This is a genomic window from Phenylobacterium sp., assembly GCF_024508875.1.
Classification (GTDB): domain Bacteria; phylum Pseudomonadota; class Alphaproteobacteria; order Caulobacterales; family Caulobacteraceae; genus Phenylobacterium.
In genome coordinates, this window is sequence record NZ_JANINU010000249.1 from 1 (window position 1) to 24188 (window position 24188).

19 protein-coding genes and 1 pseudogene are annotated in these 24188 nt (G+C 69.1%); 14 read left to right on the plus strand and 6 right to left on the minus strand.

The features are described from left to right. A partial coding sequence (locus tag Q0L11_RS17595; protein ID WP_296598951.1) for a TonB-dependent receptor occupies positions 1-232 on the plus strand: 232 nt, incomplete at its 5' end. A 252-nt stretch (positions 233-484) separates the two neighbouring features. On the opposite strand, the gene Q0L11_RS17600 is transcribed toward Q0L11_RS17595, so the two are convergent. The 3 genes from Q0L11_RS17600 to Q0L11_RS17610 form a co-directional block, all read right to left on the minus strand. Further along, a complete protein-coding gene (locus tag Q0L11_RS17600) occupies positions 485-1774 on the minus strand; it encodes a nucleotide sugar dehydrogenase (protein WP_296598952.1) in 1290 nt (429 codons plus the stop codon). 10 nt (positions 1775-1784) lie between these two features. Beyond that, on the minus strand, positions 1785-2777 hold the full coding sequence (locus Q0L11_RS17605) for an AGE family epimerase/isomerase (RefSeq protein ID WP_296598953.1): 993 nt from the start codon (positions 2775-2777) through the stop codon (positions 1785-1787). 351 nt (positions 2778-3128) lie between these two features. Continuing rightward, on the minus strand, positions 3129-3284 hold the full coding sequence (locus Q0L11_RS17610) for a hypothetical protein (protein ID WP_296598955.1): 156 nt from the start codon (positions 3282-3284) through the stop codon (positions 3129-3131). A gap of 146 nt (positions 3285-3430) precedes the next feature. Between Q0L11_RS17610 and Q0L11_RS17615 the strand changes: the two genes are divergently transcribed. From Q0L11_RS17615 to Q0L11_RS17635, 5 genes are all read left to right on the plus strand, one after another. Continuing rightward, positions 3431-4114, plus strand: coding sequence for an exopolysaccharide biosynthesis polyprenyl glycosylphosphotransferase (locus Q0L11_RS17615; protein ID WP_296598956.1), 684 nt, complete (start codon positions 3431-3433; stop codon positions 4112-4114). A gap of 160 nt (positions 4115-4274) precedes the next feature. After that, a complete protein-coding gene (locus Q0L11_RS17620) occupies positions 4275-4514 on the plus strand; it encodes a hypothetical protein (RefSeq protein WP_296598957.1) in 240 nt (79 codons plus the stop codon). Beyond that, positions 4507-5226, plus strand: a complete 720-nt coding sequence (locus tag Q0L11_RS17625) for a sugar transferase (RefSeq protein ID WP_296598958.1) — start codon at positions 4507-4509, stop codon at positions 5224-5226. The genes Q0L11_RS17620 and Q0L11_RS17625 overlap by 8 nt, the downstream gene beginning before the upstream one ends. Before the next feature lie 75 nt (positions 5227-5301). Beyond that, positions 5302-6777: an exopolysaccharide biosynthesis polyprenyl glycosylphosphotransferase gene (locus tag Q0L11_RS17630; RefSeq protein ID WP_296598959.1), complete on the plus strand. Its 1476-nt coding sequence runs from the start codon at positions 5302-5304 to the stop codon at positions 6775-6777. Positions 6778-6821: 44 nt separating this feature from the next. Next, the gene (locus tag Q0L11_RS17635; RefSeq protein ID WP_296598960.1) at positions 6822-7418 is read left to right on the plus strand and encodes an acyloxyacyl hydrolase; all 597 of its coding nucleotides are present in this window, start codon (positions 6822-6824) and stop codon (positions 7416-7418) included. On the opposite strand, the gene Q0L11_RS17640 is transcribed toward Q0L11_RS17635, so the two are convergent. Then, a complete protein-coding gene (locus Q0L11_RS17640) occupies positions 7415-7675 on the minus strand; it encodes an XrtV sorting system accessory protein (RefSeq protein ID WP_296598961.1) in 261 nt (86 codons plus the stop codon). The two genes, Q0L11_RS17635 and Q0L11_RS17640, sit on opposite strands and share 4 nt — an antisense overlap. A 271-nt stretch (positions 7676-7946) precedes the next feature. On the opposite strand from Q0L11_RS17640, the gene Q0L11_RS17645 reads away from it, so the two are divergent. The 4 genes from Q0L11_RS17645 to Q0L11_RS17660 all read left to right on the plus strand — a co-directional run bounded on the left by Q0L11_RS17645 (position 7947) and on the right by Q0L11_RS17660 (position 16826). Beyond that, positions 7947-12047, plus strand: a complete 4101-nt coding sequence (locus tag Q0L11_RS17645) for an AMP-binding protein (RefSeq protein WP_296598962.1) — start codon at positions 7947-7949, stop codon at positions 12045-12047. A 155-nt stretch (positions 12048-12202) separates the two neighbouring features. Next, on the plus strand, positions 12203-14848 hold the full coding sequence (locus Q0L11_RS17650; RefSeq protein WP_296598963.1) for an AMP-binding protein: 2646 nt from the start codon (positions 12203-12205) through the stop codon (positions 14846-14848). Positions 14849-14951: 103 nt separating this feature from the next. Next, on the plus strand, positions 14952-16025 hold the full coding sequence (locus Q0L11_RS17655; protein WP_296598964.1) for an alpha/beta hydrolase: 1074 nt from the start codon (positions 14952-14954) through the stop codon (positions 16023-16025). A gap of 213 nt (positions 16026-16238) precedes the next feature. Then, positions 16239-16826, plus strand: a complete 588-nt coding sequence (locus tag Q0L11_RS17660) for a hypothetical protein (RefSeq protein ID WP_296598965.1) — start codon at positions 16239-16241, stop codon at positions 16824-16826. A gap of 50 nt (positions 16827-16876) precedes the next feature. Here the strand turns inward: Q0L11_RS17660 and Q0L11_RS17665 are convergent, their stop codons facing one another. Then, positions 16877-19543 carry a TonB-dependent receptor gene (locus Q0L11_RS17665; protein WP_296598966.1) on the minus strand — a complete coding sequence of 889 codons (2667 nt, stop codon included), beginning with the start codon at positions 19541-19543 and terminating at the stop codon, positions 16877-16879. 86 nt (positions 19544-19629) lie between these two features. Further along, the gene (locus Q0L11_RS17670; RefSeq protein ID WP_296598967.1) at positions 19630-21183 is read right to left on the minus strand and encodes a hypothetical protein; all 1554 of its coding nucleotides are present in this window, start codon (positions 21181-21183) and stop codon (positions 19630-19632) included. Positions 21184-21540: 357 nt separating this feature from the next. On the opposite strand from Q0L11_RS17670, the gene Q0L11_RS17675 reads away from it, so the two are divergent. The 4 genes and pseudogenes from Q0L11_RS17675 to Q0L11_RS17690 all read left to right on the plus strand — a co-directional run. Beyond that, a complete protein-coding gene (locus tag Q0L11_RS17675) occupies positions 21541-22140 on the plus strand; it encodes a lytic transglycosylase domain-containing protein (RefSeq protein ID WP_296598968.1) in 600 nt (199 codons plus the stop codon). 5 nt (positions 22141-22145) lie between these two features. Then, positions 22146-22448 carry a TrbC/VirB2 family protein gene (locus tag Q0L11_RS17680; RefSeq protein ID WP_296598969.1) on the plus strand — a complete coding sequence of 101 codons (303 nt, stop codon included), beginning with the start codon at positions 22146-22148 and terminating at the stop codon, positions 22446-22448. A 3-nt stretch (positions 22449-22451) separates the two neighbouring features. After that, positions 22452-22736: a type IV secretion system protein VirB3 gene (locus Q0L11_RS17685; protein ID WP_296598970.1), complete on the plus strand. Its 285-nt coding sequence runs from the start codon at positions 22452-22454 to the stop codon at positions 22734-22736. Next, positions 22733-24188 (plus strand): annotated as a pseudogene (locus Q0L11_RS17690) (VirB4 family type IV secretion/conjugal transfer ATPase); the annotation flags it as partial. The gene Q0L11_RS17685 and the pseudogene Q0L11_RS17690, both read left to right, overlap by 4 nt.

The following is a 24188-nucleotide window of genomic DNA, read 5'->3' on the forward strand; positions in this document are numbered from 1 at the left end:
CGGCTCGACGTTCATCACGGACCTGGAGATCAGCTACAAGATCATCGAGCCCGTGAAGCTGACGATCGGCGCCAACAACCTGTTCAACAAGTACCCGGACAAGCTCAACCCGGCCTACCGGAACACCTTCCTGACCGGGAACGCCAACGGCTACGTGACCCAGTATCCGACGTTCTCTTCCTTCGGGATCAACGGCGGCTACTACTACGGGAAGATCGCCTACACCTTCTAGGTCGAGGCCGGCGCACGGAAAGGCCGCGGGTTCGCCCGCGGCCTTTTTCGTGCCGGCCCACGTTCGTGGAGGTCGGCGCAAACAAAAAGCCGCGCCTTTGGGGCGCGGCAAGTTCAGGGAGGAAACGCCCCGAAGGGCAAGGCCACCTTGGCCCGCCCCCGCGGCGTGCGAAACGGTCTAGCTGGTCGAAACAACTGTTCGGTGACAGGCGCCCGGCAATTCGGCGCCTTGCACGAAAGCCCGGCGCCTTCCCTAGAGGCGGAGGTCCGCGGCGCCCTTGGGAAGCGTCGCCTTCACATCGAAGAGCACCGCGCCGGGCCGCCCCAGGCCGCGAATCCGCGCGCGCCCCATCTCGGCGAACTGCCTGTGCGCGACGGCCAGCACGATCCCGTCGTAGGCGCCATCCTGTGGGTCCGAGACGAGATCCAACCCGTACTCGTGTCGCGCTTCGGCCGCATCGATCCAGGGGTCCCAGACGTCGACCGCCACGTCATAGTCTGCAAGCTCGCGCACGATGTCGATGACGCGGGTATTGCGCAGGTCGGGCGTGTTCTCCTTGAACGCCAGGCCCATGACCAGAACCCGCGCGCCCTTCACCGCCGCGCCACGCCGGATCATCTCCTTCACCAACTCGCGGGCGACGTAGCCGCCCATGCCGTCGTTTATGCGCCGGCCAGCCAGGATCACCTCGGGCCGGTAACCCACGGTTTCGGCCTTGTGGGTCAGGTAGTACGGATCGACGCCGATGCAGTGGCCGCCGACCAGCCCGGGCCGGAAATTCAGGAAGTTCCACTTGGTGGCCGCCGCCGCCAGCACCTCTTGGGTGTCGACCCCCAGCCGGTGGAAGATCAGCGCGAATTCGTTGACGAGGGCGATGTTCAGGTCGCGCTGGGTGTTCTCGATGACCTTCGCCGCCTCCGCCACCTTGATCGAACTGGCGCGGTGCGTGCCGGCCTTCACCACCGAGGCGTAGAGAGCGTCCACGAAGTCCGCGGCTTCCGGCGTCGAGCCGGCCGTCACCTTGACGATGTCGGCCAGGCGGTGGTGCGGGTCGCCCGGATTGGCGCGCTCGGGGCTGTAGCCGGCGAAGAAGTCGCGGTTGAAGGCGAGCCCCGAGACCTGCGCGACCACGGGAACGCAGTCCTCCTCGGTGGCGCCCGGATAGACGGTCGATTCGTAGATCACGACCCCGCCCTCCCCGATCGCGTCGCCGACCGATCGGCTCGCGGCCATCAGCGCCGAAAGGTCCGGCCGCTTGTGGTCGTCGATCGGCGTCGGCACCGTGACGATGAAGACGTTGCAGCCCTTCAGGGTGGCAGGGTCCGCCGTGAAGGTCAGGCGCGCGGCCGCCTTCAACGATTCGGGCGAAACCTCCAGCGTCCGGTCCTCGCCTCGCGAGAGCTCGTCGATGCGCGCCTGACCGACGTCGAATCCCACGACGTCGTGCTCGGCGGCGAAGGCCACGGCCAGCGGCAGACCGACATAGCCGAGGCCGATCACGGCGATGCGGGCGGGGGTCCGGGTGAAGGGGTTCAGCACCATCGGCCGCTGACTAGCACGGTTCGCCTGCGAACGAGCCCAGTTCGCGGACCGCCAGGTAGAGATGGTAGAACGACGTAGCCGGCGACGGCTCCTCGATGAAGCCACCGTCCGCGCGCATGCGTTCGCGCCAGACGCCGACGGCCGGCGTGTCGAGGTAGGCCAGCAGCCCGTTGGCGCCCTCCAGCGCCGCCGCGTCGTCGCCGAGGATCAGCGCCGCCTTCAGATGCTCGGTCTGCGGCCAGAGCCGGGCCGCCGCATCGCGTACCGCCAGATCGTCCGTCAGCGCATCCACCGCCACGCCGCGGCGCCGGTCGAAGCCCTTGCGCCCCACCGCGAACAGCCGCTGCGCGGTCGTCGAGCCCTCCGGCCGGCCGCGGAGCCGGCTCCAGCGCTCGAGCAGCCAAGCCCATTCGAACTGATGGCCGGGCTCGACGAGGCCCGCAGGCCCCGGCAACGCGCCCCACTCGGCGTCGAAGAATTCCGACAGGGCGCCGCTCCCCGGCGCGATGAACCGGGTCATGGCCAGCGCGACCAGTTCGTCGGACAGCGCGGCCCAGCCGCCGTCGCGCCCGGCCGCCTCCCAGGCGAGAGCCGCCTCCAGCAGGTGCATCTGGGCGTTCGCCTGGAATGGCCGCTCTCCCGCTTCGCGGAAGCCGCCTGCCGGATGTCGGAAGCCCTGCAGGCGCTCGCGCAGGGCCAGCGCCCGCGGCTCGTCGCCCAGAGCCGACAGCGCCAGCAGCACGAAGGCATGCTCGTAGAGGTAGGCGGTCGAATCCACCGGCGCGCCCTCAGGGTCGAGAATGGCCATGGCCAGGCCGTCAGCCCGCATCGCCTTCTCAAGGAAGGTCTCCAGCGCACGGCGCGCGGCCGCATCCGACGGCCAGAGCCCTTCCCGCGCCGCGGTTGCATAGACGAACGCCTGCCGGGCCTGCACGCGGGCGCGCCGCCGCGGATCGTGCGGCTTGCCCTCCCAGGTCAGGGCCTCGCGGTAGGCTCCGCTCACGGGATCGACACCGGCATCAGCCCACAGGGGAAGCGCCGCGCGTCTCAGCCAAGCGTCGAACCATCCGGCCGCGGCTCGCAGGTCGGTAAAGCCACCGGCGGGCGGCGCGAGATCTCGGAAAGCAGGCAGTGGCGGACTCCGGCGCGGCTTGGGCGCCGCGGGCTTCACCTATCGCCTTGCGCGCCGATCGCAACCGCCTTCCACGTCCCCACGGGGGGCAAGCGCGCACAGGCGGATAATTCGCCTGCCGCGAACGGCCTTCATTGCCCTTGCGGCGCGGTATCGCTAAAACGCCTTAAGTATAAGTCTGCGTACGCTTTTGAGCGCCGCGCGTCCTTCGGGCGGGTGGCGCTAGGCGAGGAGCGCGCGCAGGCCGAGGCCGATGCAGGTCCACAGAGCCAGCGACGCGCCAGCGCCGATGGCCAAGCCGAACCCCACGGGGATACGGCGGGCCGGCCGGGCTTCGGCAACCTGGGTGACCAGTTCGACGGATACGTCGGACGGCATTTTTCGACCTCGACACCGCCCATTTCTCGGGCTGTGTCACATTAAGTACCGACGAGCGTGAACAGTTCGTTTGAGAAAAGGGCTAACGAGGCGGCAACCTTAATATCGGTGGCGCCGAGGGGGCGAGTGGATCGGGTGCGTTTCGGATGACGGACATCGTCGCCAGGACCGTGAGTTCTGCTGCGTCGGCGAACGAGCCGACCGTTCGCGCGTTGCTGGCCCCCGAGCCCGTCGACGTCGCCTCCAGCCTCGGCAAGCGCGCCATCGACATCATGGGCGCCTTGGTCGCGCTCTGGATTTTCCTGCCCCTGCTGCTCTGCATCGCCCTGGCGGTTCGCCTGGAGTCGCACGGCCCGGTGATCTTCCGGCAGCGCCGCACGGGTCACCAAGGGCGGATCTTCACGATCTACAAGTTCCGCACGATGACCGTCACCGAGGACTGCTCCAACGTGAAGCAGGCCACCAAGGGCGATGCCCGCGTGACCGCCGTCGGCGCGGTGCTGCGCAAGCTGAGCCTGGACGAACTGCCGCAGTTCCTGAACGTGCTGAAGGGCGACATGTCGCTGGTGGGACCGCGCCCCCACGCGCTGGCCCACGACGGTTACTACGGCGATCTGATCCCTGCCTATGTCGACCGCTTCCGCGCCAAGCCCGGCCTGACGGGCCTCGCCCAGGTCAACGGCTTGCGCGGGGAAATCCAGGACCTGCGGTGCATGCGCGACCGGATCGCCGCCGACAACCTCTACATCGATAGCTGGTCGCTTGGCCTCGACGTCGCTATCCTGGCCAAGACCGCCATGGTGATCTTCCGCGATCCCCAGGCCTACTGACCCCCCCTGCCGGCGGCGGTTGGTGACGATTTATCAACCCTGACTGCAACCGAACGGCCCTCGGCTCCGAATATAGCCACGATTGCGCAGCTTTGCGGGACGGGACCCGTGGCGCGGCTCTTGCTGCGAGGCCTGCGTAATCGACGGGGCGGTCGGGGAAATGTCCGGATTTGAAACGCGATTTCGAGCGGAAGACGACGCGGACCGGATCCGCGCCGCGTTCTACGGCTTCGTCGGCGCGCACGCGGCCGACGTCGATGGCGACGCCCACATCTCCACCGAGATCGACACCCAGGGCCCCAAGCTCCGCGTGCGCCTCTGGAGCGCCGAGGCGATGGACGCCTTCCTCAACGGTCTCCACGCCGCCGACCGGCCGAACCGCAGGGTCTGCTATGAATAAGCTGGTGCAGCTTCACGCCCACGCGCACGCCGAGGCGGCCGGCTGGCCACCGACCCCGACCGCGAAGCCCGCGGTCGCCCTTACGGCCCCTCCGCCGGCGCCTTCGACGGACGCCGCCTGCGCGAGCAGCCGCCGCAAGCGGGCCTTCGACGTCACTATGGCCCTGGGTGCGCTGCTGGTCTTCCTGCCCCTGCTCCTGACCATCGCTCTGCTGGTTCGGCTGGAGAGCAAGGGCCCGGCGCTCTTCCGCCAGCGCCGCACTGGCCTCGGCGGCCAGATCTTTACCGTCTTCAAGTTCCGCACGATGACCGTGGCCGAAGACGGCGAGACCGTCCGACAGGCGACCAAAGGCGATGCGCGGGTCACCGCCCTCGGCGCCGTCCTGCGCAAGCTCAGCCTCGACGAACTGCCGCAGTTGCTGAACGTCCTGCGCGGCGACATGTCCCTCATCGGCCCCCGGCCGCACGCCGTGGCGCACGACGAGATGTGGGGCCAGATGGTGCCCGGCTACGACCGGCGTTTCCGCGCACGCCCGGGTCTGACGGGCTACGCCGCCGTCTGTGGACTGCGCGGCGAGGTCAAGGAACTGCAGGCGATCATCGATCGCGTGGAGGCCGACAACGAGTACATCGACACTTGGTCGTTCGGCCTCGACATGAAGATCGTCTGGCGCACCCTGCCCCTCATCTTCGGCGACACCCGCGCCTATTGACCGGCGTTCGCCTGGATTAACGGATCGCTCAGCCGGGCCGCTTAGGTTCCCCGCCGACAGTTTGGGGAAGCCAGAATGGCCGACGACACCGGCGCCTTCCGCGCGACAAAGGACAACCGGGCGGCGCCCGTGCGCCACGCCCGCGGCCCGCTGCGGCCCGAGCGGCTGCAGCCTGTCAGGTCCCGTGTTTCCGGCGCCGGCATCGCGCGCCTCTTCCAGGCGGGCGACGCCGCGGCCCTGCTGGTCGCTTCGTTCGTCGCAGGCCGGCTGATCGACCTGCCGAAGGTCATGTGGATCGGTGCGCCGATCCTGGCCGTGATCCTGCTGGTCGCCACCGGCGCGTACGCCATGAGCACCCGCGAGCGCGCGCGCCGGCGCTTCGGCCGCCTTCTGATTGCGACCGCTGCGGCCGGCGGCGGCGCGGGCACCGTCTGCGGTCTGCTGGACCCAACCTTCCCCGCGATCGGCTGCGCCGCCTGGGTGGCCGCGGCGGCCGCGGCGATCACCGCGACACACCTGCTGTGGGGCGCCATTCTGAAGGACCTGCGCAAGAAGGGTCTGCTCACCCCCAACCTGATCATCGTGGGCGGCACGGCGTCAGCCCAGCGGCTGATCAAGCGCGCGCTCAAGACCCGCGACATCAACATCCTGGGCATCTTCGACGATCGCCGCGACCGCGTCGGCCCGGATATCCTGGGCGTGCCGGTGCTGGGCAAGACCGCCGACCTGATCGACCACCGCATCCTGCCCTACGTGGACAGGATCGTGGTCACGGTGCCACCCAAGGCCAGTGCGCGCATCGCCCAGTTGCTGGAGCGGCTGGCGCCGATCCCGAACCCGGTCTCACTGCTGCTGGACGACACAGACGACGAGACCGAAACCCAGGCCATCGGCCGCATCGCCGACTTCGACCTGATGCACGTCTCGGGCGCGGCCGAGAAGTCGGGCTACCTGCTGGCGAAACGCGTGATGGACGTGACGCTGTCGACCCTGGCTGTCATCGCCCTGGCGCCCTTGATGACCGCGGTGGCCATCGCCATCAAGCTCGACAGTCCGGGGCCGGTCTTCTTCCGCCAGCGCCGCCATGGCTACATGAACGAGGAATTCCTGGTCTGGAAGTTCCGCTCGATGCGGACCGAGGCCACCGACCACAAGGCGGCCCGCCAGGTCAGCGCCAACGACGACCGCGTGACCAAGGTTGGCCGCTTCATCCGCAAGACCAGCCTCGACGAGCTGCCGCAGATCTTCAACATCATCACCGGCGAGATGTCGATCGTGGGACCCCGCCCGCACGCCATCGGCATGCTGAGCGGCGGCGCCGAAGCCAGCAAGCTGGTCGAGACCTACGCCCATCGCCATCGGATCAAGCCGGGCCTGACCGGCTGGGCCGCCGTCAACGGCTCGCGCGGCCCGGTCGACACCGCCGAGGACGTCCGCCGCCGCGTGGCGCTCGACCTGGAATACGTCGAACGCCGCTCGTTCTGGCTGGACGTGGCGATCATCCTGCGCACAGCGCCCTGCCTGCTGGGCGACAGCGGAGCCGTGCGCTAACCTTGCCGCCCGGCGCGACGCGCCGTCCGCCCGAGGAACCCTGCATGGCGCGCGTCGCCCTGATCGCCGTCGCGATGTCCATCGCCTGCACGGCTGGCCCCGCCGCCGCCGGCGAGGTTTTCGCGGGCGTCTACGCCCACGACGTGGACGACGGCATCTCGTACGGCAAGTTCGAGGACGGCGCCCAGATCGTGGCCGGGGTGCGGACCACCGCGCTCGACGAGCTGAAGTTCCTCGGACGTCCCCGCGTGCACCTGCTGGTCGGCGTCAACACAGCCGGCGGAACCGACTACTTGGCAAGCGGTCTGGCCTGGCGCTTCCACCTGAGCGAGCGCGTCTACGTCCAGCCCGGCATAGGCCTGGCGATCCATGACAGCCGCGTCGCCTTCCCGTCTCCCAACGAGCCGGGGATCACGCCGCAGGAGCGGCTGAAGCGAATCCGCGACTTCCAGACCAAGCTGGACCTGGGCTCACGCGTCCTGTTCGAGCCGGAATTCTCCGTGGGCTGGAAGGCCACCCGTCGGCTCTCGGTGGAGCTGTCCTGGATTCATCTCAGCCACGGCAAGCTCGCCGGCGACTACAACCCAGGCGTCGGCGACGTGGGCGTGCGGTTGCTGTACCGCTACGGGCTGGACCGTTAGCCCTTGCCGCCCGGAAACTTCAGGCCGAACGGCTTGAGCACCAGGGCGATATAGACGAGCACGCCCAGCACGATGAGGAAGGAGACCAGGCCCTGGCCTTCGTTGCCAAACCAGTTGGCCACCGCGCAGCCCACCGCGGGCGGCAGGTAGTGCAGGATCGTGTCCTGCGGCTCGCCGGGTTGAACCGACCTGTGCAGGAACAGGACAACCAGCCCCCCGAAGATCGCAACGGTGATCCAATCGTAGACGGTTTCCACGTAACGTTCCCCCGGACGGCCTCTGCGGCCCTACCTATGCACATCTCGCGCCGCCGCAAGCGGGTCGATGGCGGCAGGCCTATGAGCCCGACTCGTAATATTCCGTTCTCGATTCAAAACCTATGCACGAACGCGTCCGCCGTAAATCGTGCGGCCTTGTTTTGGCCACAGCATCTTTGAGATGTAGGAGCACACGCGGGACGGGCGAGAGTAGGCTGCCGGACGGGAGACCGGCAGCCCATGGGTTAGTGTAGCAGGGGCAGATCTTCCGATGTCGTTCGAGTGGCTTTCGGCCCTGCGTGGTGGCCGGCGAAGGATTCAGGGTTCGCCGCTCAGCCAGAACGAAGAGCGCTACGTCCTGGCCGAGGCCATGACGACGCCGGTCTACGCCATCCCGTGGTGGCATTGGATCGTGGGCGAACTGGACGTCGCCCGTCTCCGCGCCGCCATCGTCGACGTCTGCAACCGGCACGAGGCCCTGCGAACCGGTTTCGGCGCCACGCCTGAAGGCGGCTTCGTCAAATATGTCGAGGACCGCGTCGCGCCGCAGCTCGAGCTCGTGCAGGCTCCCGACGCCGACGAGGTCGAAGTGCGCCGCTTGTTGCGCGAACGCTTCTTCCGCGAGCCCGATCTGTCGCCCGCTTCGCTGAAGGTCTTCGTGCTGATCCGGCTCGCACCCGATCGGCACGTGTTCGGGTTCAGCCTCCACCACAGCATCTCGGACGGCCAGTCGTCGCGCATCTTCGCCGACGAGGTCTTCGCCCGCTACGCCGGCCGCGACCTGCAGCCGGTCCGCACCTTCAGCTCGGTGGTCGACCCCGAATGGCCAACATCCGAGGCCTACGCCGAGGCGCGCGAAGCGTGGGAAAGGCGGCTCGCCAGCGCACCGACTGCCGTGGGCTGGCCGGCGGACCGCAGCGACGCATCGCGCCTCGGCGACGACGACCGGGTCCGACTGGAGGTTTCGCCCGAAGCGCTGGCGGCGGCCGAAGCCGCGGCGGGGGCGATCGGCGTCTCCCTGTTCTTCTATCTCTACGCCGTCGTCCTCGTGGGGCTCTCACGCCTGACCGGAGCGCAGGATGTCCAGACGGCGTTCCAGAGCCACGGCCGCGGCGGCTTCGCCGGCGCCGAGGGCGTCATCGGATCTTTCTCGAACGCCCTGGTGCTGGCCGAGTCGGTGGACGAGCGCGCCAGCATCGCCGAACTGGCCCGCCGGGTCCGCGACGATGCGCGCGGCGCGGTGGCGTCGGAGGCGTTCCCCTATCACCATCTGATCCGCGAGTTCGGCATCCACCCCAAGTTCGGGGTCAACTGGTTCCCGAACCTGCCGGGGCCCACAGCGAGCGGGCTCGAAATCTCATCCGGCGACGTATCCGACAGCCAGAGCGACTACGACCTCAATTTTCGGTTCGTCCGCACGCGAGAGCGCCTCGAGCTCGTGGTCTTCTACAAGCCCGACAGCTATGGGGAAGATCGCGTCAAGGCAGCCGGCCAACTGGTCATAGATCTGGCGGAGGCGCTGGCGCGCGACGTGACCGCCCCCATCGGCGATACGTCTTCAGCCGCGCTCGCCACGCCGGGTGTCCTGCCCGACCCGCGCGAGCCGCTGCAGGCCGTGCGGCAGCCTCCGATCTGCGCGCGCTTCCTGGAGCAGGCGCGCGCGACGCCCGATGCCCTGGCGATCTCGCACCAACATGAGCGGTGGACCTACGCCGAGGTCGAAGCTCTCTCGCGGGAGGTCGCCCACAGCCTGCGCGCGGCTGGGGTTCAGGCCGGCGAAACCGTCGCCATCGTCGCGGCCCGTGAACCGTCCCTGGTCTGGACGATGCTGGGCGCGAGCCGAGCGGGCGCCATCTTCGTGGTGATGGACGCCGCCTATCCCGACGAGCGCCTCAAGGCGCTGAACGACATTGTCCGGCCCAAGGCCGTCATGGGAACCGACGGCGAGGCCCCGCGCGCCATGGCGGCGCACCTGGCCGCCACCTATGGAGCGAAGTTCGTTACGGCCGATCCGGCCGCGGTGGGCGCGGACGACGCCACCTGGCTCGACCAGGCGCAGGCCGATGCCCCGGCCTACATGCTCTTCACCTCGGGCAGCACAGGCGCGCCGAAGTGCGTTGTCTGTTCGCACGGCCCACTCAGCCATTTCGTGGCCTGGCAGGCGGCGACCTTCGGGCTGGGCCCCTCCGACCGCTTCACGCTGCTGTCGGGGCTGTCGCACGACCCCCTTCTGCGCGACATCTTCACGCCGCTCTCGATCGGCGCGTCGATCCATGTGCCGGAACAGGCCGTGATCCTCGAACCCGGGGGCCTACGACGGTGGTTCGACCACGCCCGTCCGACGGTCTGCCACACCACGCCCGCGATGGGTCGCCTGCTCGTCAGCACCCCGCACCAGCACGCCCAATTGCGCGAGCTGCGCTACATCTTTTGGGGCGGCGATCTGTTGCCTCCCGAGTTGCTCGTCGACGTCCGCGGCCACGCGCCGGCGGCCGAGAATGTGAATTTCTACGGCTCGACCGAGACCCCGCAGGCGGCGGGCTTCCATCGGGTGGAGGTGGGCGTCCCCTGGCGCCATGCGCCGATCGGTCGCGGCGCGGACGGCTTCCAGCTCATCGTCGTCGACCGCGAGCACAAGCCGCGCGGGGTGGGCGAGGTCGGAGAGATCGCAGTGCGATCGCCCTATCTCAGCCTGGGCTATCTGGGCGGCGGCCAGAACCGCGACCGCGGCGTCGGCGGCCCCGATGGGCCCGAGACCTACTACACCGGCGATCGCGGCGTGCACCTCCCGGACGGCTCGGTGATGGCGCTCGGGCGCGAGGACGACCAGGTCAAGATCCGCGGCTATCGCGTCGATCTCTCGGAAGTCGCCGCCGCGCTGACGTCCCATCCGAATGTGGACCAGGCGCATGTGACGGCCATCGACCGCCAGGGCGCGACGCAAATGATCGCCTTCGTGGCCGGCGCCGACCTCGAGGACGAGCCGGAGGCCGCGCTGCTGGCCCACATCGGCCAGCGCCTTCCGGACTACATGCTGCCACAGGCGGTGCGCCGCCTCCCCGCCCTGCCCCTGCTCCCGAACGGCAAGATCGACCGCCAGGCGCTTCGGGGCCTCGCCGAGGCTCCCACCGCTGAAGCAACGGCGCCCGCCGACCCGCCGGCGACCCCGCGCGAGGCCGAACTGGTCGCCAAGTGGCAGGAGCTGCTGCCCTGGGCGCGCGTGAGCGCCGACTCCAGCTTCTTCAAGCTCGGCGGCGACAGCCTGAGCTACGTGCAGGTCTATCTGGCGACCGAGAAGGTCCTGGGGGCGGCGCCCGAGGGCTGGCAGTACATGCCGATCCGCGCACTCGCCGCCGAGAGCGGCGCGACGCCCACGTGGCTCGCGCAGGTCGACACCCCGATGCTCATCCGAGCCGTCTCCATCTTCCTGGTGGTCGCGGGACACTTCAGCCTGGTCAACTACGGCGGCGGCGCCACGGCCGCGCTGTTCGCAGTCTCGGGTTTCCTCTTCGGTGGCCTGCAACTGGCGGAAGCGGTGGAGACACGTTCGGCCAGGCCGGTCTGGCGCGTCCTCGCCAGCGTCCTGCTGCCGACGGTGCTCTACACGTCCAGCCTGTTTCTCGCGAAGCTTGTGACCGGCCAGCATCCCGACCCGTCCTCGCCGCTGCTCTACGGCAACTTCCGGGACTACTCCCAGCTCAGCCCGCCGGACTGGGGCGGCAACGAATTCTATCTCTGGTTCGTCGACTGCATCCTGCAGATCTTCCTGATCGCCGGCCTGGCGATCGCCGCGCTCAGCCGGGTCTCGTTTCTCGGGCTCGACAGGTTCGGCGTCGCGCTCGTCCTCTTCCTGGCCGGCTGCGTGGGACGGTTCGTGTTGCCGGGTTTCATGTATCCCGACTTCTACAGCCAGGGCGCGGCGCCTCTGGCGATGGTCCACTACCTGCCGACGACGCACCTGGCCACCTTCGCCCTGGGGGCCATGGCCGCCAGCGCGTCCGGACGTTTGCGACCCTGGATCGTCGTGGCGCTGACCCTGCCCTACGCGATGGCGGCTTCCCACTTCTTCTACCTGAACGCCGGCCTCGCCATCGGCGGCGGCGTGCTGGTGATGCTGCTGGTGCATCGCGTTCCACTGCCGCGACCGGTCGCCCGCCTAGTCTATACGCTGTCGGGCGCCTCGCTGTTCATCTACCTGACCCACTTCCAGATCAGCGTGATCTTGCACTGGCTGGCCATTGCCGACAGCCCCCTGCTGCAGGTCGTCTTCGCACTGGCGGGCGGCACGCTGGCCTGGATGACCTGGAACAGGCTCGTGGCGATCTTCGGCCGCCGCAATCGCCGGCACGAGGCCGCGCCGACCGCCCTGTAGACGCTTCATCGCCGCGCTGGCATCTGTCCGCGAGCCTCATCCCAAGGGAATTAGGTGTCCGGCAAGCGTTGCCGTGACAAGCTTCGCCGGATCGCCTGTCGTGGCCGGCCCAAAGGGGCCGCTCACGCCGGACGCGGACGGGGCGCAGGGACAGGTTGCGGGCGGGATTGCACTTCGAGGCGGGAGGCGCGGACCGCGGCTTCGCCGGGCGGCTCGAGCTGTTCGGGGCCGCCGTCGCGGTCGTCACCTCCAACGGGGAGACGGTGAGCTACGCGGCGCTCGCCGAGCGTGCCGACGCCTTCGCCGCCCGTCTCGCTGGCGCGCGCCTGCTGCTGATCGAGGCGCGAAACGAGCTCAAGGCGCTCGTCGCCTACCTCGGCGCGCTGCGATCCGGCACGCCGGCGATCCTCACTTCGTCGGGCGGTGACCACGCCGCCCTCGCCGAGGTCTTCGCGCCGGACGCGATCTTCGCCCCGACCGACGGCGGCTGGCGTCTGGAGCGGCGCGCCCGCCGGGACATCGCCCCGCACCCGGACCTGGCGCTCCTGCTCTCCACCTCGGGCACCACGGGCGCCACGAAGCTGGTGCGGCTGAGCACCCACAACCTTGAGGCCAATGCGACCTCGATCGCCGCCTACCTCGAAATCGCCGCCTCCGATCGAGCGATCACCTCGCTGCCGTTCCACTACAGCTACGGCCTGTCCGTCGTGAACTCGCACCTGGCGCAGGGCGCGAGCCTGATCCTCACCGACCGCTCGGTGGTCAGCCCCGAATTCTGGGGGGCGTTCGCGGCCCATGGCGCCACCTCACTGGCGGGTGTGCCCCACACCTTCGAGCTTCTGGAGCGCGGCGGCTTCCGCAAGCGCGCGTTTCCATCCCTCAGGACCATCACGCAGGCTGGCGGACGACTGCCGCCCGCCCTCGTCCGCACCTACGCGGACTGGAGCCGCGAGCGTGGCGTACGCTTCTACGTGATGTACGGCCAGACCGAAGCAACGGCCCGGATGGCCTATCTTCCGCCCGAGCACGCCGCTTCGCACCCCGACTGCGTCGGCGTGGCGATCCCCGGCGGCTGCTTCCGTCTCGAAGATCCCCAGGGCCAGCCCATCGAGGCCCCGGATGTCGTCGGCGAGCTTGTCTATGCGGGGCCGAACGTGATGATGGGCTACGCCCTCGGCGCGGACGACCTGGGGCGGGGCCCGGAACTCGACGAACTGCGGACGGGCGACCTGGCGTGCCGCACGCCGGAGGGGCTCTATCGGATCGCGGGCCGCAAAAGCCGCTTCGCCAAGATCTTCGGCCTGCGCGTCGCCCTGGACCAGGTCGAGACGAAGATGGCCGAACTCGGCGCGCCAGGCGTGGCCGTAAGCGACGACGCCGCCGTCCACCTGGCGATCACTGCGAAGGTCGATGGCGCAGAGGTCGTGCGCGCCCTCGCCCAGGCCTGCGGCCTGCCGGAGACGGTGTTCCGGATCGCGCACTGGACTGAGCTGCCTCGGCTTCCGTCCGGCAAGGTGGACTATCCCGCCGTCCTGCGCCGCGCCACCGAGGAGGCCGCCGCCCCGGCAGAACCCCGCGCCGCCGGCGACACGATCCTGAGCGCCTTTGCGCGGGCCTTTCCGAGGGCCACGATAAACCCTGAGGACAGCTTCGTCGGCCTCGGGGGCGACTCCCTGAACTACGTCACGATCTCCCTGGCGCTCGAGGAAGCGCTGGGCGACCTGCCGGAGAACTGGGAAAACCTGTCGGTCGGCGAACTGCGCGCACTGTCGAGGCGCGCCACGACGCGCGGCCCCTGGCGAATGCGCGGCATCGAGACTGAGGTGGTCATCCGTGCCGCCGCCATCCTCGCCGTCGTCACCACCCACGCTTCGACCTTGCCGGTGGGCGGCGGCGCCGAGGTGCTGCTCGTCCTGGCCGGCTACAACATGGCCCGCTACCAGCGCGCGCGCCTGGCCGCGGGCGATGGCTGGAGCGTCGTCCTTCCGTTCCTGCAGCGTGTCATTGCGCCCTACTACGCGCTGCTCGTCGCCTTCACCCTGCTGGCTCGCGAATTCGACCTTCCGTCCTTCTTGCTGGTCAGCAACTTCTTCGGACGCTTCGGCAGCTCGATGGAACCCTACTGGTTCCTCGAGGTGTTGCTGCAGCTCATGCTGTGCATGGCCCTGTTGGCGCGGATCGGGCCCGTGCGGCGGGTGATCGGCCAGGATTCCTGGCGATTCGGCCTGACCGCGCTCGCGGCGCTCGTCCTCTTGCGGATGGCCTCGCAGGCCGCATTCGACCATACGGCCGTCGGCGCCAGGACGCCGGACGCCGTCGGCTACCTGCTGATGCTGGGCTGGTGCCTGCAGGAGGCGCGCAGCCCCTCGCGTCGCCGGATCATGACCGCCGTCGTCGGCGGGCTGGCGGTGGTGGGCGTCTTCGGGATCCCGGTCGTTTGGCCGGCCGTTGCGCCGCCCTCGAACCTGTCGCACATCGCCTGGCTGACAGCCCTCACCGCTGCGCTCCTGTGGGCCCCGCGTCTCTCCCTTCCGGCCCCGATCCACCGGGCGGTCAGCAGCATCGCGGCCGCCAGCTTCTACATCTACCTGAGCCACGTGATCCCCGTATGGCTCTTCTACTGGCATCTGGGCTGGCGCAGCCTGCCGCTGAACCTCGGTGTGTCGGTCGGCCTCGGGCTGGCCGTCTGGCAGGGCTTCAACCTGTTCGACGCCGTGCGGTCCGGCAGGACGGCATGGCCGTGGCGCCGCAAGCGTGCGCCACTGGCGGCCGCCGAAGCGGGTTCCCCCCACCGGTCGTGAGCGGCTGGAGCGCGACTCGCCGAAGTGGAGGCCGGCTCTCGCCTTCAAATTCCATTTGAAAGGGGAAGGCTCTAGCCTTCCCCCGACACGCAAGGACCTCTCAATGGCGGCGCCACGGCTTCGGATCATCGCGGTGGCGCTAGCGCTCACCCTGGGCGGTTGCCGCGACGGCGCTTCCGCCGACCTGGCCGCTACGGAGCGAGCGCGGCAATCGGGCCAGAGCGTGCGCCTGGAGGACGGCCGCACGCTCTTCCTGCGCTGCGCCGGGCGCGGCTCGCCTACGGTGCTGCTGGAGTCCGGCTACGGCGCCACGTCCCAGGCCTGGTTCGCCGTCCAGCCTGCCCTATCGCGCACCACGCGTGTCTGCGCCTACGACCGCGCCGGCATGGGGTTCAGCGACGCTGGGCCGGACCCGCGCGACGGGGCCTCCATCGCCCGCGACCTGGACAACGCCCTGCGCACGGCGCGGATCGACGGGCCATTCATCGTCGTCGGGCACTCGGCGGGCGGCCTCTACGCACGCCTCTTCGCCGCCCGGCGCCCCGACGACGTGCAGGGCCTGGTGCTTCTGGACCCGACCGTCGAACGCCGGGCCGCGCCCGGCCGACCGGATGGCCTGGACGGCCTTCGCGCCGTGGCGCGCGAGTGCCTGGCCGTCGCCGAGCAAAAGCCCCAGCCGCCTCTGAGCGACCGGCGGTGGGCCAACTGCGTCGGCGCCAACCCCGATCCCTGGGCGGCCGCCACGGCGCGGCGGCCGGAAGCCTGGCGCGCGCAACTCTCGGAACTCGACAACCTCTACGGCCGCACCTCCGAGCAGGTCGCACGTATCGGCGGCGTGCTGCGCGCCGTGCCGACCTATGTGATCACGGCTTCCGACACTGCGGCAGCCGCACCCAAGTACGGCTTCGACAATCCCCGGTCGGCTCTGGAACTGCAGCACGAAATGCTGGCCGGCGGATCGGACCAGGGGTCCCAGCAGACGGTGCTGTCCTCGCATCTGATAATGATCGACCGTCCCGACGTGGTGATCCGGGCCGCCGGGGAGATGGTGCAGGCAGCCCGTGCGGGCCGCCCACCCGCCCGCCTGCCGCCGAGCGAGGCGGGGGCCGCGGATGAGGCGCCGTTCAAGACCCCTGAGGATGCGACCGATCCTCTGGCCGCACCTTCGCCGAGCTAAACCGCGCCGTCCTGACGCGAGCCGGGCCGCGCCCCGGCGCTTCGCGACGCGTTTGCGACAGCAGGCGCCGGGCGGCGCGAGGCCGCTGTCACCAACTCCTCGCTCGCCCTTCATCGAACTGTCGCTCGCGTGAAAGATACTGTGCACGAGAGCAATTGGGGGACGGGGCTGGAGCTTCCTGCGACTCGTCTGAGCGGCAAGGAGCCTCGCGGAATGCGCTACGGCGTCGTCCGAACGTCACCTGACCTGCCGGCGCCAAGCGTGCAGCGCCGCCTGATCGAAACGGCAGGCTGCGACATCCTCCTCGAGCAGGGCGAGCCGCCCGCCGCAAATCATCGCAGCCTCCTGACCCTGCTTTCCGGGCTCCAGCGCGGCGACGAGGTCGTGGTCCACGGCTTGGAAAGCCTGGACGCCACGACGGGCGAGCTGGCCCGCCTCATGCGCCGCTTCTTCGAGGCCGGTGTCACGCTGAAGATCGTCGGCGGATCGCAGGTGGAGGTGCTCGCGCCGGTCGCTGCGATCCCGCGGGCCCTGGCGCTCCTGGCCGACCATGAGAGCCGTAAGCCCTTCCGAGAGGCAGGCCAGAAACGTCCTCGCCCGACCGACTCCCCTCTCACGCAGCATCAGTTGAAATTCGCGCGTGACATGCACCGCCGCGGCCATTCGATGCGCGCCATCGGCCTGCTGTTTCGCCTGGCCCCTAACGAGATCGCCAGGCTCCTGCGCAGCAGCCGTCCCGAAGGGGACACCGCCGACGAGGATGCGCGCGATGCGGAATACGGCGCCGCCGGCCAGCGCTGAGCCGTCCGGCGCACCGTGGAGGAGAGCGCCCGCCCTCCTCCGTCAGCAGCTTAGAACGTGGTGCTCGCCGACAGGGTGAAGACCCGGCCGACCTTGTAGGTGTTCACGTCGACGCGGTTGCCCGCTGTCTCCTGGAATTCCTTGTACTTCTGGCCCGTGAGGTTGCGGGCCTCGAACTTCAGCTCGAACTCGCGCCCGGCCACCTCGAAGCCCTGGCGGGCCACGAAGTCGATGCGGAAGCCCGGATGCTCGAAGATGTCGGGCTGGCCCGTGTTGGCCAAGCCGCGGCTGGTGACACGCTTGCTGGCATAGTTGATCAGCAGCGTCTGCTGCGAGAGGTGGTCGCTGTCCTCGAAGCCGATCTGCATGTTGGCCACGTGCTTCGACTGGCCGGTGAGCGGCGCGCCGTCGCGGAAGAAGTCGGTGGCGAGCGTCGAGCTGGAGTTGAAGACCGCGACCTTGTCGCTTGCCGAGACCTGCAGCTCGGACTTGGAGAAGGTGTAGTTGCCCGTCACCAGCAAGCGGCGCGTGGCCCACATCTCGGCTTGCAGCCAGTCCGACACCTCGAAGTACTTCTGCGCCTCCAGCTCGATGCCGTAGAGGTCGGCCTTCGGCGCATTGGCGAAGCTGGTGATGAACGACTCGCCCGAGACGTAGGATTCGATCGGATTCTTGATCTTCTTGTAGAAGCCGGCGGCGGACAGGCGCTGGTCGGTCCCGAAGTACCACTCGTACCGCAGCTCGCCGTTGGTCAGCTCGCTATCCACCATAAGCGGGTTGCCGCGGTACTGCCGGTTGGTGTCCGGGTCGAAGTAGAATTGGAAGATCAGCTCGCGGAACTGCGGCCGGGCCAGCGTCCTGGACAGGTTGGCGCGGAGCTGCATGTCCGGGCGCATCGACCAGGTCACCGTCGCCGCCGGCAGCCAATAGTCGTTGTCGAGGTTCGTCGCCGCGGTCGAGGCGCCGGGCGTGTTGAACACCCGGATCGGCGCGACCTCTTCCTTCGCCGTCTCGTAGCGCACGCCCACGTCGACCTTCAGCGTCTCGGCCAGCGTGCCGTTCAGCTTCACATAGCCGGCGTGGTTCTTCAGCGTCGCGAGGAAGGCCGGGCTGCCTTCGTTGCTCTCGACCATGGTGATGCCGAAGTTGTTGATCACCGACGGCTGCAGCAGCAGGTCGGGCCGGAACATGTCCACCCCGCCCGGGAAGGTGTTCGGCGCCTGGAACTGGAAGTCCCGGCGCGAGCTGTCACGCCGGGTGTCCGCATAGGCGTAGCCCACCGTCAGCGACAGGTCGTCCGAGAACCGGTACGAGGCGTCCGCGCCGCCGGACCAAAGGCGTTCGTCCAGCTTGGAGAAGCTGATCTTGGCGTCGCCGTTGTTGCCGTTGTTCAGCCGGTTGACGAAGTACTGGCCGAACGGGTCGGCCGCCACGTTCGTGCGCACATATTCGAACGACAGCTCGAACGGCGCGTCCCGCTTGGTCTTGGCGTAGCTGGCGCGAACGTCGATCGACAGGTTGTCCGTCGGCTTGAACTCGCCGACGAGCTGGGTGTCCATCAGTTGCCGCTCGTACCAGGCGGTATCCTGCGGCATGTAGTCGACGTCGGTGCCCTTGCGGTTCCCGAGGCCGCGGCGCGCGTGCTTGATCGTGTCGTGGATATAGACGTTGGTCCAACGGATCTTGTTCTGGCCCGTGTCGCCGAACTCGTAGGCCAGGCCGACCAGGCCGTTCACGATCATGCGGTTCTGGGTGGTGATCCGGCGGAAGTCGGACTCCAGGTCCTCCAGGTCGCCATTCAGCGAGGTCTGGTTCACCGCGTCCCGCGTCGTCCAGCGGTTGCTGTAGCCGGCGGCGGCGATCAGGCCGAGGTTGCCGCTCTCGAGGTCGAATGACCGCGCGCCCGCCAGGTTGACCGAGAAGTTCGGCGGCAGGTGGTTGTCCTTCTGCAGGACGGCGTTGCGGCCGGTGACGAGCTGGCTGGCGATCTTCGCGGTATCCACCTTGCCCGAGCTGATGCGCTCGCCGCTGGCCAGGAAGGCCGCGAGCGCGGAGGGCGTGTCGCGGTTGCCGTTGTCGTAGCCGGTCCAGTCGGTCTTGCTGCCATAGTAGGTGTAGCCGAGCTGGTTGGTGGTCTCGCTGTCCGCCGAGATGGACGCGCCGATGGTGAAGAAGCCGTCCTTCGGGATCGACCGCGTGGTGAGGTTGACGACACCCCCCCCGAATTCGCCGGGGAAGTTCGGCGAGTAGCTCTTCTGCACCATGGCCGAGGAAACGATGCTGCTCGGGAACAGGTCGAGCGGGACGACGCGCTTCAGCGGCTCCGGGCTGGGCAGCGGCGAGCCGTTGAGCAGCGCCAGCGAATAGCGGTCGCCCAGACCACGGACATAAACGTAGCCGCCGCCAACGAGGCTGATGCCGGTCAGGCGGGTCAGCGCGCCGGCGATGTTGCCTTCGCCGCTCCGCGCCAGATCCTGGGTCGAGAGCACCGACACGACCTGCGACGTCGAGCGGACGACGTTGGCGCGCGTGCCGGTGACGACCACTTCCGAGACGCCCGGGATCGAGACCTCAGGATCCTCCTGCGTCGCGGCGGCCGGCGTCGCGGCCGAGGCCGCGGATGGCACGGCGGCGGGTTGATCCGCGGCGTGGGCCAGCGCGGGCGCGGTCAGCGCGGTGGAAAGCAGCAACAGGGACGTGAGCCGCCGCGTGATCATTTCCGATCCCTTCAAGGCAACGAGTCTTGTGAAGAAAGGGGGCCGCCGTCGCCGGCCGCCCCCCTCGAACTAAGTCCGGCGGCGGATCAGGTGGTCGGCAGCGAGGAGCAGTTGCCCGAGTTGCCCGTGCCGAAGCTCGCGGCCGTGCTGTTGCACGTCCAGCCCTGGTACCAGGTGTCCGAGCTGTCCTTGACGGCGCCGATGTAGGCCGCAGCCGTGAAGAAGGCGCCCAGGCCGGTCGAGGCGAAGGCCGGGACGCCCGTCTCGTTCGAGCCGTTGACGAACAGGCTGGTGAAGGTGGGCGTGAACGCGTCCTTGTTGTTCGTGCCCGCGGCGAAGAAGCCGCTCACCTGCGCGGCGGTGTAGCTGCCGGTGCCCAGGAACTTCGTGGCGTTGCAGTTCAGGGCCACCGACTGCGTCGTGAGCGTCGAGGGCGTGGAGCCCGAGCCGTTCATCCGGATGCATTCGTTGTTCGGCGTGTTGATCACGCCGTTGACCAGCGTCACGTCCGAGTTGCCGCGGAAGAGCGACGCGGCCTGGTCGTTGGCCTCGTTGTTGCTGCTCACAGCGCTCTGGATACCGACGAAGTTCGACACCTGCAGCTTGGTGCGCGGCGTGTCGGTCTCGAAGCCGTTCGAGTCGATCTCGAACAGGGCGTCGCCGGCGCCTGCACGCTGGATCAGCAGGGCGAACTGGACGTTCATCTGAGCGCCGGTGTCGACGTCCAGGCTGTCGTCGTCGGCGCCGACGGAGATGTAGTACTTCAGGCTGGGCGAGCCGCCGAAGTGTTCCGAGCCGTCGTCCGAGCTGTTGTAGCTCATAATGTGGTCGAGGACGGTGGCCGAGCCGACGCCTTCGGTGGTGAGCGCCTGGAGTTCGACGTTCGCGCCGAGCACGAAGCCCGAGTAGCGGATCTGAACGAACGACATCCGGCCGCTGTTGTCCGCGTCGTTGGCGCCGCCGAAGCGGGCCGGGTCGGCCGAGCCTTCCGTCTGGCGTTCGCAGGTGCCGGCCGACACCGAGCCGGTGGTGCAGTCGGTGACCTTGCCGCGGCCCATGAGCACCACGCCGCCCCACTGGCCTTGCGAGGTTTCGCCGTTGAGGCCGAGAACGTTGTCGCGGCTCGTGAAGATGATCGGCGCGGTCGCGGTGCCTACGGCGTTGATCTTGTTGCCGCGATTGACGGCGAGCCACGACTGGCCCGTGCCGCCGAAGACGATCACGCCCGGGTCGATCGTCAGGGTGACGTTGGTGTCCGATCCGCTGGCGGTGAAGCCGCCGTCCGTGCCGACGTCCACGCGGCCGGCCAGTTGGTACAGCAGGCCCGAGATCTTCGTCAGGCGGATGGACTTGTTGATGCGCGCCGGCAGCGTGCAGACGCGGTAGGTGCCGGTCGGGCCGGTGATCGTGCCATCGTCCTTCAGGCCTTGCGGATCGTCGATCGTCGGGCAGCCCGAGGCCGGCGTGATCGTGCCGGTCCCGCCGTTGTTGCCGCCGTTGTTGCCGGCGCCACCATTGCCGTTGTTGATCGTGACGTTGCCGCCCGTGCCGGGCGACGAAATGTCGTCAGCGCCGCACCCGGCCAACGCCAGCGCGCTCAGCGAGGCGACCATGAACAAACTGAACTTCCTGCCGGCCATTCTTCAATCTCCCCGCCGAGGCGTCAAAAGCGCGCGCGCAGGAACATCGACCGAAGCCACCCCCGGACCTGTCCCCCGCAGCCGGGATCGTTCTTAGGAGCCGGTCATGACAGGCCACCGACAGAAGTGTGACGCTTCTATTGCTCAGCTCCGGCCGTCCCGACGCGCGACCTGAATGCCACAGTCGATCCGGACGGCACGCGGCCGCGAAGCCGGCTGCGGACGATTGTTTCAGGCAGCTCCGTGAAGCGGCGCCGTGCCGCCCCGCAAGCGCCTCTCCCCCGCCTCTGTGACATTGTGGTCTGGCCGCGCCGGCCACGGATGGGCTAGGCTGGAGGCTCGGTATGGGGGTTCGGCATGGCTTGCGGCAGGGCGAAACCGTCGGCGTTCGCGGTGGTGTTCGGCTTGGCGGCCGCGCTGTCGTCCGGCGCCTGCGCCCAGGTCCTCTCCATCGGCGACGATGGGGCCGTGACCACCTATTCGGCGCCGGCCGTCTACACCGACGCGGAGGTCAGAACGATCGCGCCGCCCGAGCCTGCGCCGCTGATGCGCGCCGCGCCGGAAGAGGTGGTGCAGCTCATCCGCGAATCCTCGGCGCGCCACGCTGTGCCCGCCCAGATCGTTGAGGCGGTGGCCTGGCAGGAGTCGCGTTTCAATCACGCGGCAGTTTCGTCGAAAGGCGCGCGCGGTGTCATGCAACTGTTACCGACAACCGCTAGCGACCTCGGCGTGGACGCCTCGGATCTCAGAAGCAACATCGACGGCGGCGCGGCCTACCTCGCCCAGCAGCTCCGGCGCTTCGGCGACGTGAAGCTGGCGCTGGCCGCCTACAACGCCGGTCCGAAGGCGGTCGAGCGCTACGGCGGCGTGCCGCCCTACGCCGAAACGCAATCCTATGTCCGCGCCATCATGGCGCGCCTGGCGGCCGCCCCGGCCGCGGGCGCCGGCGCCCAGTGAGGCCTATGAAGAAGCTCCTCTCCCTCGCCGCGGTCGCGGCCCTCGTCGCCGGTCCCGCCCATGCGCAGGTCCAGGGCGATCCCGCCGGCTCCTCGCCGCTGCTCAGCGCGCTGAACTGGGTTCAGGGCACACTGCTCGGCAACTTGGCGACGACGGCGGCCGTCATCGCGGTGGCCCTGATCGGCTACCTGATGCTCACCGGCCGCTTCGACTGGCGGCGCGGTCTCGTGGTGCTGGTCGGCATCTTCATCATCTTCGGCGCCGTCTCGATCGTCGCGGGCATCCGCTCGCTCGCCGGGGGCATGTAGGCCATGAGCCGGCTCGCCTCCGATCCGGTGTTCGCAGCGCTGACCCGGCCCCAGATGATCGGCGGCGTCACCTATCCGTACGCCGTGCTCAACCTGATCGTCACGGCCGAGGCCTTCCTGATCACGCGCTCGTTCTGGTCGCTGCTGATCGCGGTGGTGGTTCACGCCGTGGGCTATGTCGGATCCCTGCGCGAGCCGCGGTTCTTCGACCTCTGGGTGACGCGCCTTTCCACCTGTCCGCGCGTGAAGAACCACAGTTTCTGGCGCGGGAATTCCTACCGCCCATGAGCCGCACGTTCCTCACCACCGGCGCGGCGAAGATCCTGGCTCCTCGCGAGCAGTCGGTAGGCTCCCGCCTGCCCTACCTCGGCCACATCGACGAGGTGACGGTCCGCACGCGCGACGGCCTGCTGGTCCAGACCCTGCACCTGGCGGGCTTTCCCTTCGAGACCGCTCCGGACGACGAGCTGAACTATCGCAAGGCCGTGCGCGAGACCGTGCTGCGCGGTGCGGCCAGCTCGCGACTGGCGATCTACCACCACGTCGTCCGGCGCCGCGTCACGCCGAACTTCCCGGCCCCGCCCGAGGAGCCGTTCTGCCACGCCCTCGACACGCGCTGGCGCGAACAGCTCGCGAGCCGGCGGCTGTACGTGAACGACATCTTCCTGACGCTGGTGATGCGACCCACCCAGGGCAGCGCCGGCCTCATCGAGCGGATCGTCAAGGGCGGCCGCAACCGCGACGCCGACCTGGCCCGCGACCTGCGCGACCTGCACGCCACCCGCGAGGCATTTGCCGCCGCGCTCGCGCCCTATGGCGCACGGACGCTCGGTCTGTACACCGCCGGCGGCGGCGCGCAGCGGTCCGAGCCGGCCGAGTTCCTGAGCCTGATCCTCAATGGCGAGCTTCGGCCCGTCCTCGCCCCCACCGGCGACTTCGCCGAGGCCATCGCCACGCGCCGGCTCAGCTTCGGCCTGGACGCCATGGAATTCGGCGGCGGCCCGGACGGGTCCACGTTCGGCGCCATGGTCTCCGTGAAGGATTATCCGTCGCGCACCGCGCCCGGCCTGCTGGATGGCGTGCTGCGCCTGCCGATGGAGATGGTGCTCACCGAGAGCTTTGCCTTCGTCGACCGCCAGGTGGCGCTGGACCGCATGGGGCTGGCGCTGCGCCGCCTCAAGGCCGCCGAGGACGACGCCTTCAGCCTGCGCGGTGAACTGGCCCAGGCCCGCGACGACGTGGGCGCCGGTCGCCAAGCCTATGGCGAACACCACCTGACGATCCTCGCCAAGGCCGACAGCCTAGACGAGTTGGACGCCGGCGTGGCCGATATCCAGTCCTCGCTGGCCGAAGCCGGGGCGGTGGCCGTGCGTGAGGACGTGAACCTGGAACCGGCCTTCTGGGCTCAGTTTCCGGCCAACTTCAAATACATCGCCCGGAAGGCGATGATCTCGGCGGGTAATTTCGCGGGCCTCGCCAGCTTCCACAACCATCCGACCGGCCAGGCGGAGGGCAACCACTGGGGCCCGGCCATCGCCGTACTGGAGACCACCGCCTTCGGTCCCTACCACTTCAACTTCCACAACGGCGACCTGGGCAATTTCACGGTCATCGGCCCGTCGGGGTCGGGCAAGACCGTGCTGCTGACCTTCCTGCTGGCCCAGGCCGAGCGCCTGAAGCCGCGGATCGCCTATTTCGACAAGGACCGCGGCGCCGAGCCGTTCATCCGCGCCATCGGCG